General features: G+C 53.8%; 15 protein-coding genes. 4 read left to right on the top strand and 11 right to left on the bottom strand.

The genetic code is table 11. The annotated features are described in order from the left end of the window. Positions 1 to 29 precede the first annotated feature (29 nt). The 8 genes from KNP86_RS08015 to ypfJ form a co-directional block, all read right to left on the bottom strand. Positions 30 to 1,292, bottom strand: coding sequence for a dicarboxylate/amino acid:cation symporter (locus KNP86_RS08015; protein WP_034779341.1), 1,263 nt, complete (start codon positions 1,290 to 1,292; stop codon positions 30 to 32). 157 nt (positions 1,293 to 1,449) lie between these two features. Next, positions 1,450 to 1,953, bottom strand: coding sequence for a YwhD family protein (locus KNP86_RS08010; RefSeq protein ID WP_214753637.1), 504 nt, complete (start codon positions 1,951 to 1,953; stop codon positions 1,450 to 1,452). Between the two features lie 57 nt (positions 1,954 to 2,010). Then, entirely contained in the window at positions 2,011 to 3,063 is a 1,053-nt protein-coding gene (locus KNP86_RS08005) for a DUF871 domain-containing protein (RefSeq protein WP_214753635.1), read from the bottom strand. Positions 3,064 to 3,115: 52 nt separating this feature from the next. Then, a complete protein-coding gene (locus tag KNP86_RS08000) occupies positions 3,116 to 4,489 on the bottom strand; it encodes a PTS transporter subunit EIIC (RefSeq protein ID WP_034779348.1) in 1,374 nt (457 codons plus the stop codon). A gap of 12 nt (positions 4,490 to 4,501) precedes the next feature. Then, positions 4,502 to 5,395, bottom strand: a complete 894-nt coding sequence (gene murQ / locus KNP86_RS07995) for an N-acetylmuramic acid 6-phosphate etherase (RefSeq protein ID WP_034779351.1) — start codon at positions 5,393 to 5,395, stop codon at positions 4,502 to 4,504. Between the two features lie 144 nt (positions 5,396 to 5,539). Further along, the gene (locus KNP86_RS07990) at positions 5,540 to 5,995 is read right to left on the bottom strand and encodes a GNAT family N-acetyltransferase (RefSeq protein WP_034779353.1); all 456 of its coding nucleotides are present in this window, start codon (positions 5,993 to 5,995) and stop codon (positions 5,540 to 5,542) included. Then, a complete protein-coding gene (locus KNP86_RS07985) occupies positions 5,992 to 6,840 on the bottom strand; it encodes a MurR/RpiR family transcriptional regulator (protein WP_034779356.1) in 849 nt (282 codons plus the stop codon). Before KNP86_RS07985 ends, KNP86_RS07990 begins: the two co-directional genes overlap by 4 nt. Positions 6,841 to 6,947: 107 nt before the next feature. Further along, positions 6,948 to 7,802: a KPN_02809 family neutral zinc metallopeptidase gene (gene ypfJ / locus KNP86_RS07980; RefSeq protein WP_034779359.1), complete on the bottom strand. Its 855-nt coding sequence runs from the start codon at positions 7,800 to 7,802 to the stop codon at positions 6,948 to 6,950. 164 nt (positions 7,803 to 7,966) lie between these two features. Here ypfJ and KNP86_RS07975 point away from each other — a divergent pair, with 164 nt between their 5' ends. Continuing rightward, on the top strand, positions 7,967 to 8,155 hold the full coding sequence (locus KNP86_RS07975) for a 2-hydroxymuconate tautomerase (protein ID WP_012727443.1): 189 nt from the start codon (positions 7,967 to 7,969) through the stop codon (positions 8,153 to 8,155). 52 nt (positions 8,156 to 8,207) lie between these two features. On the opposite strand, the gene KNP86_RS07970 is transcribed toward KNP86_RS07975, so the two are convergent. The 3 genes from KNP86_RS07970 to KNP86_RS07960 all read right to left on the bottom strand — a co-directional run bounded on the left by KNP86_RS07970 (position 8,208) and on the right by KNP86_RS07960 (position 11,557). Beyond that, positions 8,208 to 8,519, bottom strand: coding sequence for a hypothetical protein (locus KNP86_RS07970; protein ID WP_034779361.1), 312 nt, complete (start codon positions 8,517 to 8,519; stop codon positions 8,208 to 8,210). Positions 8,520 to 8,651: 132 nt separating this feature from the next. After that, a complete protein-coding gene (locus KNP86_RS07965; RefSeq protein WP_034779364.1) occupies positions 8,652 to 10,238 on the bottom strand; it encodes a Na/Pi cotransporter family protein in 1,587 nt (528 codons plus the stop codon). A gap of 23 nt (positions 10,239 to 10,261) precedes the next feature. Then, positions 10,262 to 11,557, bottom strand: coding sequence for an HD domain-containing protein (locus KNP86_RS07960; RefSeq protein ID WP_138858727.1), 1,296 nt, complete (start codon positions 11,555 to 11,557; stop codon positions 10,262 to 10,264). Positions 11,558 to 11,657: 100 nt separating this feature from the next. On the opposite strand from KNP86_RS07960, the gene KNP86_RS07955 reads away from it, so the two are divergent. The 3 genes from KNP86_RS07955 to KNP86_RS07945 are packed head-to-tail and all read left to right on the top strand — an operon-like array spanning position 11,658 to position 13,703. Then, complete coding sequence (locus tag KNP86_RS07955; RefSeq protein WP_034779370.1) at positions 11,658 to 12,506, top strand: lipoate--protein ligase family protein; 849 nt, start codon at positions 11,658 to 11,660, stop codon at positions 12,504 to 12,506. Between the two features lie 4 nt (positions 12,507 to 12,510). Next, entirely contained in the window at positions 12,511 to 13,356 is an 846-nt protein-coding gene (locus KNP86_RS07950; protein ID WP_214753633.1) for a DegV family protein, read from the top strand. Further along, positions 13,353 to 13,703, top strand: coding sequence for a hypothetical protein (locus tag KNP86_RS07945; protein WP_034779374.1), 351 nt, complete (start codon positions 13,353 to 13,355; stop codon positions 13,701 to 13,703). Before KNP86_RS07950 ends, KNP86_RS07945 begins: the two co-directional genes overlap by 4 nt. Positions 13,704 to 13,718 lie beyond the last annotated feature (15 nt).

Below are 13,718 nucleotides of genomic sequence, written 5' to 3'. Positions count from 1 at the left end.
GGCCCGTCAACGACGGGTCAGCCTTCTGTTTATTTTGCTTCGACTTCATCCCACGCGTCTTCGTCGACAGGTGGAAGGTGTTTCTCTTCAAGTTTCGAGACAACGACCGCGCATGTCGCGTCGCCGGTAATGTTGACCGACGTCCGGAGCATGTCGAGGATACGGTCGACACCGATGATCAGGGCGATCCCTTCGACCGGTAAGTTGACCGACTGCAAGACGAGCGCGAGCATGATGAGCCCGACACCAGGTACACCCGCCGTCCCGATCGAGGCGAGTACCGCTGTGATGACGACCGTCACGAGTTCGGTCATCGTCAAATCAGCCGCGAATACTTGGGCGATGAAAATCGTCGCGACCCCTTGCATGATCGCCGTCCCGTCCATGTTCACCGTCGCGCCGAGCGGCTGAACGAATGAGGAGATGGAACGCGGCACGCCGAGCTTCGTCTGGGCGAGTTCCATCGATACAGGGAGCGTCGCGTTCGAAGACGACGTCGAAAACGCGAGCGTGATCGCTTCGTAGAAGTTTTTAAAGAAGAAGACCGGACTCATCTTCCCGAGCAGGACGAGCGCCCCGCCGTAGACGAGTACCGAGTGTAAAAATAGCGTCAAGACGACCGCGAACATATACCACGCCATCGCTTTGACAGCATCGAAACCGATACCTCCGATGGCCGAGGCGATCAAAGCGAACGCGCCGTATGGGGCGAGCTTCATGACCAAGTGAATCAAGTGCATCATGATGCGGTCGCCTTGTTTGACGAAACGGCGCCACGTTTTGGCCCGTTCGCCGAGAGCGATCATCGCAAATCCGATGAGAGCCGCAAACACGATGATTTGAAGCATGTTGCCTTCAGCGAGCGCTTGAATCGGGTTCGTCGGAATCATGTTGACGAATGTCTGCACGATGTTTGACGACTCTTCAGCCGCACCCGATTCGAATTCAAGGTTTGCTGTTTGGAAATCGCCACGCTCTCCCGGTTTGATGACCGAAGCGACACCCATCGCCAAGATGATGGCGAGCGCCGTCGTCGTCAAGAAGAAGAGAAGCGCCTTCGATCCGACCCGACCGAGCTCTTTCGGGTCCCCGAGACCCATGACGCCGAGAATGATCGAGAAGAAGACGATCGGAACGACCAGCATTTTAATCAAGTTCAAAAATACGGTACCGACTGGGGAAAGGATATACGTATTGACGATGTCATATACGTTACCGGACAGACCGGCGAGCCCTAGCCCGACAAGGACCCCTAAGGCGAGGCCAATTAAAATTTTCTTCGTTTCACTCATCGTGTCACCCTTTCTTTTTTGCACAGTGCGTTTAGTATAGCATAATGCTGAATATTCATACAATTACGGTAAAATCACAACATCATAACAAGTTCATGTTCCCATCTTCACTTGAACGAAAACAAAAAAGATTGGAGACCAAAACGGTCCAATCTTTTCACTCGGCATCGAGACGCGCAAGTTCGGTTTGAAGTTCGGTCGATTGCTCCCAAATCTCAGGACGATGTTCTTTCAAAAACGCGGCTAGCACGCTGCGTGACGGTGCGTCCATCATATCGATGAGAATACGGCCTTTGAGCGATTTGTCCATCTGGTTGACGTGGTACGGCAACAGCTTGTATCCGCGCCGTGCCTCGAGGTCGACCGACATGTCACAGGCCGCGACACCGCCATAATAGAACCCTTCCGGCTTTCGACCGACCGTGACCCAGACAATCCAGTACGGTTTGCCGTTCGGCACCGCTTCCGGGTCCGTCAAAAACTTGATGCGTTTCTCAATCGCCGATTTGGCATGCATGGCCCCCATATCGATGACCGCAGTCCCCGCCTCGACATCGATGATGACGGGAGACATATTGTTCAAACTGAGCGAACCGACCCCAAAACCGCCGTGGCCATCGGTCGAATCGTCAGCGACGATATTAAAATTAATCTCTTTCATAGACTTCCCTCCCTCTCTACTGTACACAATGACGAGGGAATGTGGCAATCCGGAACGTCAGCACCACTCAATCCGAAACGTCGTACCCGGTCCGATGGCACGGATGAGCGGACGGTCTGCCTCGATGACCCGGCCGAGAACGTTGACTCGTGCATCAGGCGGAAGATCCCGTTTCGTCACTTGCATCTCGCCGGCATAGCGCCCGTAATCCGCATTATCGACCGTGATCGTCCCAAGCGGACGCGGTCTCGCATCCATCGGTTCAAGCAAGCGGTCCCCAGGTCGGCCGTAAGCCCGAGACTCGACCGAACGGACGACGTCACGCGCCGGGTCCATCCGGTTCGTCTGGACGCGATAGAAAGCAGCCTCAATCGTCGTCTCCGCTTCGGCCCGGAGGACGAGCATCCCGTCGGCGTTTGAAGCGAACTGTTCAATCGTCTCGTCAGCAAGTCCCGGATCACCGATTAAAATGCGATCGACTGAATCCATGAGGTCCATGTAGCAGGCGAACGTCGATAACGTTCGATGGTCTTCGAGCGTCGGCAACCGTTCCAACAGCGGTCCGCGGAGTGTCCCATCTCCCGGGATGAACGCTTGAACGCTCAATCCTTGGCGTTTCAACCAATCGTTCTTGTCATCGAACCAGTTTCGATCAAGCCCCGTCTCCGGGCGCGGATAGAAGTTGTGCCATGCCTCGACGTTGTCCGTCACGAGACCGTGCCGCCTCATCTCCGCGAACTCACTTTCTGTGAGCGTGCTCGCGTTCAAGGCGACCGTCATCCGCGTCGACAAGTCGGCGACTTGTTTCGGGGTCACGCCGTAATCGACGCGCAGTCCGGTCACACCCCACTCGACGAGCGTGTGGGCATCATCCCACGTTTTGCCGAGCGCGGCAAGCGACGTTGGCGCGATATCGGCGAACAGCTCCATGTCGAGTTCACGTGCGAGCATGCCGAGCTGTCGCAATCGTTCCGTATATACGGATGGATCGTCCTCTGGAATATGTAGGGATGTGAACATCGACGTAAAGCCAATCTCACGCATGCGTCCGACCCATGCCTTGAAGTTTGACGTGAGCGGTTCGCTCAAATATACCGATAATCCTTTCATCAGAAAACCTCCTCTTAAATGAAAAGGCGACTCCAAAGAGCCGCCTCGGTTGTTAAATTCCGTCCGCCATCTCTTCTTTGAATCCGAAGAAATATGTGAAGACGAAGCCTGCCGTGTACGAAATGACAAGACCTGCGATGTACGTCAAGTACATGCCGTTGTCGATGAGCGGTGTGAGCGAGAGACCCGAGACCCCAATCCCGAGTGCTGCCGTCTTCATCGTCGCTTGGAATGCGCCGCCGACCGCTGCGCCCATACAAGCCGTCAAGAACGGACGACCGAGCGGAAGCGTGACCCCGTAGAGGAGCGGCTCACCGATGCCAAGGAATCCGACCGGGATCGCCCCTTTGATGATGTTACGGAGGCGTTGGTTGCGCGTCTTCACAAAGATGGCAAGTGCTGCCCCGACTTGTCCGGCCCCGGCCATCGCCAAGATCGGCAAGAGTGCCGTGTTACCGACCGTGTTCAACAGCTCCAAGTGAATCGGTGTGAGTCCGTGGTGCAATCCGACCATGACGAGCGGCAAGAAGAATCCAGCAAGAACAGCCCCTGCGACCGGTCCACCGACTTCGAGCACAGCGTTAAGACCTTGCATGATACCGTCCGACAACACGCCTGCGACCGGCATGATCGCATAGAGCGCCGTGAAACCGACGACGAGTACCGTGAGAAGTGGTGTGAAGATGATATCAACCGCTGTCGGCATGAAGCGACGGACATGTTTCTCGATGTACGTCATGAGCCAAGCGGCAAAGATGACCCCGAACAGTCCACCCCGCCCGACGACGAGCGGTTCCCCATAAATGGTGATGTCCGCGAGCACCGGGTTGAAGAGGATCCCCCCGGCGATGGCACCGAGTACCGGCGTCCCGCCGAACTCTTTTGCCGTGTTCCAACCGACGAGAATGGCGAGGTAGGCGAATACCGTGCTACCGAGCAATAAGAGGATTTGCATCCACGTTTCCGTCGGGTCGACCCCGGCGTTCTTCGCGAAGTTGGCTCCTCCGTTAATGATACCTGAAGCGACAAGTCCTGGAATGAGCGGAATGAAAATATTCCCTAAGCGACGTAAGAAGCGCTTGAACGGCGACTTCTGTTTGTCTTTCACTTTTTGTCGTTCGATGGCGGCCCGTTCGTCCGGCGTCAAGTTCGCGTCGACCGATTCTTCTCCGATGGCGAGCCCCGTCTCGCGGCTGAGATGGTCCGCCACGCGGTTGACCGTCCCCGGGCCAACGACGATTTGCAACGTCTCATCATCGATGACACCCATGACACCATCGATTTGTTTCAAGGCGGCAAGATCCGCTTTCGTCGGATCCTTGAGCGCCAAACGCACACGTGTCATACAGTGCGCGAGTTGACGAATGTTGTCTTTCCCCCCGACATGCTCGAGTATCGCATGCGCAAGAACCTCTTCTTTCTTCATCTCGAATCCCCCTTATAGTGCGTCACGGACGAATCCGTTCGCACGCTCTAATCGCTCGACTGCCTCCGCATGCGGGACATCGGCTAAAATCATGACGATCGCCGTCTTGACGTGCCCACCGGATGAATCAAAATAACGCGCGGCCGTCTGTTCGTCGACCCCTGTCGCTTCCGCAATCATCCGTTTGGCCCGCACTTCCAACTTCTCGTTCGTCGGCTGCACGTCGACCATCAGGTTTTGATACACTTTCCCTACTCCAATCATCGACGCCGTCGAAATCATGTTGAGGACGAGTTTTTGCGCCGTCCCTGCTTTCAAACGGGTCGACCCGGTCAACACTTCCGGTCCCGTCTCGACCTCGATTTTATACTCGGCGTGGTCGCTGATTTTTGATCCTTTGTTACATGATAACGCAGCTGTCGTCGCCCCGACTTCACGGGCGTAATCGAGCCCGCCGATGACGTACGGTGTCCGGCCGCTCGCGGCGATTCCGACGACCGTGTCCTTCTCGCTCAAGTGAAGCGCTTTCAAATCATTGACTGCCAAATCCTTGCTGTCTTCTGCTCCCTCGACGGCTTTGATGAGCGCACGCTCGCCTCCGGCGATGAGTCCGACGACCATGTCCGGTGATACGCCGAACGTCGGCACACATTCTGCCGCATCCAAGATACCGAGCCGTCCGCTCGTCCCTGCGCCGATATAAATCAAACGCCCGCCTTGTTTGAAGGATGCGATGGCACGCTTCGTCACTTCGGCAATGACCGATAGCTCTTCTTTAATGACGTGGGGGACCGATTGATCTTCCTCGTTCATCACCGCGAGGAACTCCTCGACTGCCATCTCGTCCAAGTGCATCGTTCGTTCATTCCGTCTTTCAGTAGCCAGTTTGTCTAACATCGCCACCATCCTTTCTTCTCTCTGATTTCATTGTACTAACTTGAAATTAAAAGTCAAACTTATTTAAAAAAATAAGGAAGTAAAATTTCATAAAAGAAATGAGGATGCCGCCCAGTCCATAGAAAAAGCCCAGCCCATATCGGACCGAGCCCTTCATTCGACCAGTTTCTTCATCACGTGGACGTGGTCGCCCCGTGCTGTGACGGAATCTTTTTCGTACACATAACCTTGTCGTTCCCAAAAGTGATGTGCCCGTTCATTGTGCGGCAAGACACCGAGCCGAAACACCGTCTGGAAAGGGCGCATATACTCCTGTTCAAGTTGCTCATACAGCCGTTGTGCGACGCCGGTACCATGAAATCGTTCGTCGACGACGAACAGGCCGAGCCAGAGCGATCCGTCGACTGGATGTTCTTTCAACAAATCAGCGACCGCGATGACGTTTCCTTCTTCAAACACGAGGCTGACGGTCCCTTCGGCTTCAAAGTCGGTCAAATTCTCGTCTCGAAACGCTTCAGGCGTCTGTCCGTTCAAGCTTGCGAACGCCGACTGCCGCAACAAGAACGCCGCGACCTTGTCGCGCCACGTCGCATCATAAACGTGAATCATCGGCGCAACTTCACCATCTCGTCACGCGCCTCGGCGTAACGGTCAATCAAACTTTCGCCTTTTCGGTGCAACAGACCCATATAGAGCGTATCGATGATCGTCAACTGGGTCATCCGTGACGCGATGCTCGCGATCCGGAAGTCACGTTCGACGCTCGGCGTGCAAAGACGGACGTCCGCCTCCCGATAGAGCGGAGATTTATCGAGGTCCGTGATGGCGACGACCGGCACCCCTTTCTTCTTGGCGAAGCGGACGAGTTCGAGCACGTCTTTCGTCCGACCCGATGTGCTGATGGCGACGAAGACGTCGTTCGGTCCGAGATGCGGGATGAGTGACAACATGTAATGGAAATCTTGCGACGTCTGGGCCGCATAGCCGAGCTTTGTGAATTTATATTGCGCGTCATAGGCAGCCGTTGACGAACCGCCGACCCCATAAAACACGACCCGGTTCGCTCGGGCAAACGTATCGATCGCATGCTCGAGCTCACGCTTGTCCATCGCCTCGGCGCACGCCTCGATCGCCATCTTGTTCACATGGATGACTTTTTGAAACGAATCGTACGGTGTGTCTTTCTGCTGTAACACGTTGAAGTCGGTGAGTGTCGTCTCGGTGATGGCCAAGTCTTTGACGAGGGCGAGCTTGAACGCCTTGAAGCTGTCGATGCCGACGACGCGGGCGAACCGGACGATACTCGCCTCTGACACATCCGTCTTTTGAGCAAGTTCTTTCGTCGTCATGTTCGGAACGAGCGTCGAGTGGGTCAAAATATAGTCTGCGATTTTCTTCTCGACAGACGTCATCTCACTTTTAGCGAGTTCGATTTTTTTGAGTAAGGATTCCATCGGGTCATCCCCTTCCTACTTCTAGTTTCTGTTTCCATGATAGCGGATTCTTTCTGCACAAGCCAACTTGGATATGAAAAAGGCCAAGCCGAAGCTTGACCTGATCGTTATAAGTTTTTGGCATTGAACGTATCGCCGCCTTGAATCGTCCCGTTTTGGAACCCTTTGTCGAACCAGCGTTTCCGCTGTTCGGACGTCCCATGGGTGAACGAGTCTGGCGTCACATAGCCGCGTGCCTGTTTTTGAAGCGTGTCATCCCCGATTTGGTGCGCCGCGTTCATCGCCTCTTCGACGTCGCCAGCCTCGAGGTAGCCCATGCCTTGGGCGTGGTGGGCCCAGACGCCCGCATAATAATCGGCCTGAAGCTCGAAGCGGACCAAATATTTATTGAACTCGGTCTCACTCATCTCGTTACGGAGCGGCATGATTTCATCGGTCGTGCCGAGCAACGTCTGGACGTGGTGGCCGACTTCGTGGGCGACGACATACGCCATCGCGAAGTCACCCGGTGCGTTGAAACGTTGACTGAGTTCATCATAGAAACTTAAATCGATGTATAGTTTTTGGTCACCGGGACAGTAGAACGGTCCGACAGCTGATCCTGCGATACCGCAGGCAGATTCAACTTGGTCTTTATACAAGACGAGCGTCGGTTCCCGATACGTCAATCCGTTCTCCGCGAATATATCGGTCCATACTTCCTCGGTATCTCTTAGCACGACCGACACGAAGTCCGCCATCTCTTCTTCCCGTGCCGACCCTTGATACGTCTCGGACGACTGTGGTTCGCCGATCCCGATGTTGTTGACAATGTCTGCCGGATTGCCCCCGTTCAGCAACGTGAAGACGATGACCAAGATGAGACCGAAGCCTCCGCCAATCCCGGCAATCCCTTTCCCTCCGACACGTTGTCCCCGTCGATCTTCGACGTTACGACTTGCTTGTCTACCCTTCCATTTCATCCGCCTGTTCCTCCTACGTCTAGTCTGTCTTGTTCCTTACCCCGTTTTCACATATTTCGCACCTGCATTTTTTCTTTATACCGTCCGCTCAATCGATTTTCTGCTTTCCACCCGCCTCACCTTTCACTAGAATGAAAGGGAACGAACTAAAAGGAGGAAATGTTATGCCATACGTAACTGTCAAAATGCTCCCAGGCCGCACAGTCGAACAAAAACGTGCCTTGATTGAAAAAGTGACGGACGCCGTCTCAGAGACGACGAACGCACCGAAAGAAAACATCACCGTCTTCATCGAAGAAATGGACGCGACGCACTACGGTCAAGCCGGCGTTATGCACGCGGACAAGAAGTAATGAGGTAAAAAGAATGCCATGTCCCTGTTGTGGACATGGCATTCTTTTTACCTCAAAACGGCATTTTATTAGAAATAGTTTTCATAATCAAATCTTCTACGATTGCTTCGACTTTAGTGATTTCTAAAAAGCCGCTCTCATCAATCCGTGGAACCGCATTAGTCTCAAGGAATCTCCAATCATATTGAATCGTTTCTAAATCATTCGCATTGGCAATTTCTTTAGACGTTGCTCTCATTAAAATACGGAATTTATATGGCCAGAGCCCAGTTTTGTGTTTTTGCATGACAAAGTGCTCATTTTGTTGAACATTACTCCAAAAATTCAATCCGCCCATTGTTGAAACAGGTTTTCTAAATGGCATAAAAAATCCTCCCATAATGTCTAATGTACAATCATTATACAAATATAGATGTTAACAGTGTTTGGATTTTTATTTTTTTGGTATATATTTTCAATTACATAATAAATGTTGGATGTATTTTTACAAATGTGGTCAGTCTTCCAGATTCACTTCAAACCGCTCGCTCGGGACGGTCGGTTTAATGAGATGACGCGTCGCCCGCCAAATGTGATAGCCAATCCGATCGAGCCAGAGGAGAGCTTGCACCTTTTGAATCGTCTGGTCCATCTCAAGCTGATTGGCCGCCGTCTCCTCGAGCAGTTCGGCCCGGTGCGCTTTTCGATATTCGGCGAGCTGTTTCGAGGCCGTTTTCCACTGCCGAGACTCTTCCGGGGGCGTGTGATGGTTGAGCGTCTCCAACATGTCGAGTTCATGCAAGACGAGCTGGCGCGCGACTAGGAAGTCTGTATCCCGAAGGGCGTCGACCGGGTCGACTTCACGCATGACGAACAGCCACCGCTCCAAGTGATCAATCGTATGAAGCAGCGACAAGTGTTGCCCATAGTCATTGCGGCCCCGCCCTTCTTCCAATTGAATCGTGCTCAAAAAGACACGCACGTCCCCGAGCGTCTTCTCCACGAGTTGGAGCTCGTCGTCGCGCTTTCGTCCTTCCGCTAGCAACAGTTTCGTCTCTTTGGCGAGATAGCGCTCGATTTCAATCAACGAGCGTCGGGCCGCTTCGAGCGCGACCGTCGGGATGCGGGCCATGTTCGGGTTCAAGAACCGGGTCAGCTTCTCCGCCCGGCTCGGGACCCACTTCAGCAACCGACGGCTGAACGCCTCGTGGAACGGCAAAAACGTGAACACACCAAGCAGATGGAACGACGTGTGGAACAAGGCGAGCCGCAACAGTTCGTTCCAATTGAGACGGTCGGCCACACCATTGACGACGCCGAACAAGAGCGGGAACGTCAGCCAGCCAATGAGTAAAATCGAGCCGTGGACGAGCACGTGCGCCAAGACGATGCGGCGGGCCGACTTCCAGCCTCCGATCGACCCGAGCGCGACGACGAGACTTGTACCGGCACTTTGCCCTAAGACGAGCAGACACGCTTGGGCAAGGGTGACCGTATCAGTCGCGAGCGCCGTCATCGTCAAGACGAGACCGATGCTTGAAGACTGCAATAAAACAGTCATCAACAGGCCCGTACCGAGAAGCGCAAGTTGGTGGAGCGGTGTGTCCGCTTCCCAACTGGCGAACGAGAACGTGACAACTTCCCGCATCGCCTCTTGGAGCGTTCCGATGCCGACAAAAATGAGGCCAAGTCCGACCATGAGCATGCCGATGCGTTTGACGCGCCGCCCAATCAAGCGCAGCGCCATGCCGACCCCGATGAGCGGGAGCAACAGCTCGCGGATATCGACGTTATAACCTAAGAGCGCTACGATCCATCCGGTCGTCGCGCTACCCGCGTTCGCTCCGATGACGAGTGTGAGCGCTTGGGTGAACGTCAGCAGGCCGGCACTGACAAAACTGATTGTCATGAGCGTCGTCACGGTCGAGGACTGAAACAACGTCGTCATCGTCGCTCCGAGAAAGGCACCCGAAACAGGTCCTTCAGCCAAGCGATTCAATCGTTGCCGGAGGCGTTCCCCGGCCATGCTTTTCAACGTATCCGTCAACAGCATCATCCCGAGTAGGAAGATGCCGACTCCCCCGACCAATGTGCCGATTCCCATGGTGTCACTTCCTTTTCAACGATTCAATCGCCTCGTAACGTTGACAACATCCATGTTTTTTCTGATGCGTGATCTTTCAAGTTGAGCAGTACGTCCTCCGGATAATAGATTTTCTCGTCGGACTGTCGTGAGTTTAAAATCGATTGGACGAGCATCGACACTTCCGAAATTTCCCGGCGGTCGCCATCATTCATCTTGAGATAGATGCCTTCGTATGTCCCGTGCCCTTTATACAAATCGTATGGCAATTGGCTGAGCTGATCCTCGAGCAAGTAGTAGCGGGTCGGTAAACCGATTGCCTCCATCGTTGAACGCAAGCGGTCCATATAGCGGACACGGTTCGCTTCCGGGAAGTTCTTATATTTCAACAAACGACGGTTGACGAAGCGGCTCGCAAGGTCGGCCAAAATCGGGTCCGCCTCATCCATCCATTCCTGGAAATAGAAATAGACGATCGTCTCATCGAGCTTCAAATAATGCTCGAGCGTCATGTCTTCATGGTTAAAAATCGGCAAGAAATGCTTTGGAGTCATCTCGAAAGAATAACCCGATTCGTATAGTTCTTGCGCCCGTTCGAGCACGGCTTTGAGCAATAAATCGCTCGATCGCGTCGCCGGATGCAAGTAGACTTGCCAATACATTTGATAGCGGCGCATGATATAGTCCTCAATCGTATGCATCCCCGACTGTTTGACGACGACTTGGTCCTCGTCAGGACGCAACACCCGAAGCATGCGCTCAAGATCGAACTTCCCATAACTGACACCGGCGAAATGGGCGTCGCGAAGCAGATAGTCCATCCGGTCGACATCGAGCTGCGAGCTCAGTATATTGACGAGCAAGCGGTTCGGGTGCGTCTTATTGATGATGGCCGCTACTTCTTCCGGGAAACCAACGCCCATCTCCGACAGCACTTTGTTCACTTCCGTGTCGCCGAGGATGATTCGTTCGGTCCATACCTCGTGACGAACGGCGAAGACGTGCTCGAACGCGTGTGAGAACGGACCGTGGCCGACATCGTGCAGCAGTGCCGCTGCGAGCAACAGCTCCCGGTTGCGGTCGTCCCACTCTGGATACTCGTGGAATTGGTCGATCAGCTGCCGAGCGATCTCATAGACGCCGAGCGAATGATGGAACCGGGTATGTTCGGCGCCATGGAACGTCAAAAACGACGTCCCGAGCTGTTTGATGCGCCGCAAGCGCTGAAACTCTTTCGTGTTGATCAATTCCCAGACGAGATGATCATAGACATATATATAGCGGTGAACCGGATCTTTGAACACTTTCGACCCGGATAATTGACCTCGTGACGTGTACATGACGTTGCCCCCTACATTTCATTAATGATTGGATTCGACTTCTAGCGCGTGGTTCCTCCCATGCTATAATGGGGAGGAAATTATTTATTGAAAAGGAATTATGTATATGACCCATCCATTATTACAACAACCGACCTACCGTGTCATCGATCAGTCCTCGCTCGGTCCTGCGTTTCAAGCCGAGCAATCGTTCGCGACGGACGACACGCTCTGTGCGTCGACCGCAACGTCTGGTGCCGTCCTCAGGGCCTGGGTTCATCTAAACACGGTCGTGCTCGGCATTCAAGACGCCCGCCTGCCTCACTTGTCAGACGGCATCCGTTTTCTACATGAACATGGATTCCGTCCCGTCGTGCGAAATTCAGGAGGGCTTGCCGTCGTCTTGGATGAAGACGTATTGAACTTATCCCTGATTTTACCTGAAAAAGACGGGATTCAAATCGATAGCGGCTACGAGGCGATGACGTCGCTCATCCAACTCATGTTTCAAGACGTGACGACAGACATTGTCGCTGGCGAAATCGTTGGGTCTTACTGCCCCGGCAGTTTCGACTTATCCATCGGCGGCAAGAAGTTCGCGGGCATCTCACAGCGCCGTGTCCGTGGCGGTGTCGCCGTCCAAATTTATTTGAGCGTTCGCAAGAGCGGGAGCGAACGCGCCGCCCTCATCCGTGATTTTTATGAGCGCGCCATCCAAGGCGAAGCGACAAAGTTCACCTACCCGGCCATCGTCCCTGAGACGATGGCGTCACTCGAGGACTTGCTCGGTATCCCGCTCACCGTCGATGACGTGTTGCGCCGCGCCTACACCGTCCTTAGTGACGTGAGCCGGCTCATACCTGGCACTCTCGATGCAGACGAGCAGGCGACGCTCGTGACCCAGCTCGACCGGATGTGGAAGCGCAATGAACCGATCCGTGAGATTGAACAACAATTGATAGAGGAGTGACCGCATGTTTAAAATCATAACCGATACCGGCGCCGATTTGACCCAAGACCAGATCGTCGAGTACGGTCTCGAAATGCTACCGCTCGGTGTCGTCATCGACAACGACGAATTTTTAGACGGTGAGACGATTCAACCAAAAGACGTGTACGACGCGATGCGTGCCGGGAAGACGCCGAAGACGTTCCAAATCGAGACGGCCCGCCTCGAACAATGTTTCCGTCAACATCTCGAATCGGAAATCCCGTTCCTGTACCTCGCCTTCTCCGGTGAGCTTTCAGGCACCTATCAGACGGCCGTCATGGTCGGCAACCTACTTAAAGAAGAATACCCGAACAGCACGTTCCATATTCTTGATACGCGTGCCGCGTCCGTCGGCCAAGGACTGTTCGTCAAGGCGGTCGCCGAGTATGGTCAAGACCATACGTATGAAGAGACGGTCGCCTACGCTACGTCGCTCGTCGGCAAAATCCGTCATTTGTTCACGGTCGAATCGCTTGAATATTTGATGCGCGGCGGTCGTGTCTCAAAAGCGAGCGCGTTCATCGGTGACTTGTTGACGATTTTACCGCTCCTCACGGTCGAAGACGGCAAGCTCGTCCCAATCGAGAAGGTGCGCGGTCACAAGAAAGTGTTACGCCGCATCGTCGAATGGATGACCGAGTCGAAACCGCTCGTCGAGGGTGGGCACGTCTTCATCGGCCACGGCGATGATCCAGTCAAAGCCGACCAATTCGAGGCGTTGTTACGGGAACATGTGAACCCAGCGAGCGTCACGAAGACGATCGTCGGTTCGGCCATTGGGGCGCACACAGGCCCAGGCTTGCTCGTCGTCGGCTATTTTGAAGCATGACGAAACGACGCGTTTGGCTCACGATCGGATTACTCCTGATTATTGGAGCATATGCGTTGTTTCACATCGATGAAGCCAATAAACGACGGTTTCTTCAGAATTATTTGCAGGAACATCATGCACTTTCTAATTCGTCTTATTCATCGCATGCCAGTATCACTCAATTCGGTACCATGTTCCATGTCACGTTAGTTGATGAACCGGACATCATGTACGACTTTTTTGTCAAACGACGCGATGGTGTCATGCATGTCGTTTACAGTTTTAATTTGGAACAAGGACACGGTCTCCGTGACCGCGAGTTCGAAACCGTCAACTACGCCATCCTTGATACGTTATTCAAATGAAAAACCGCGAGCACC

Source organism: Exiguobacterium sp. s16 (assembly GCF_018618115.1).
Taxonomy (GTDB): Bacteria; Bacillota; Bacilli; order Exiguobacteriales; family Exiguobacteriaceae; genus Exiguobacterium; species Exiguobacterium mexicanum_A.
The sequence above is the reverse complement of the archived record's forward strand: the minus strand, read 5'-3'. Positions and strand labels throughout refer to the sequence as shown.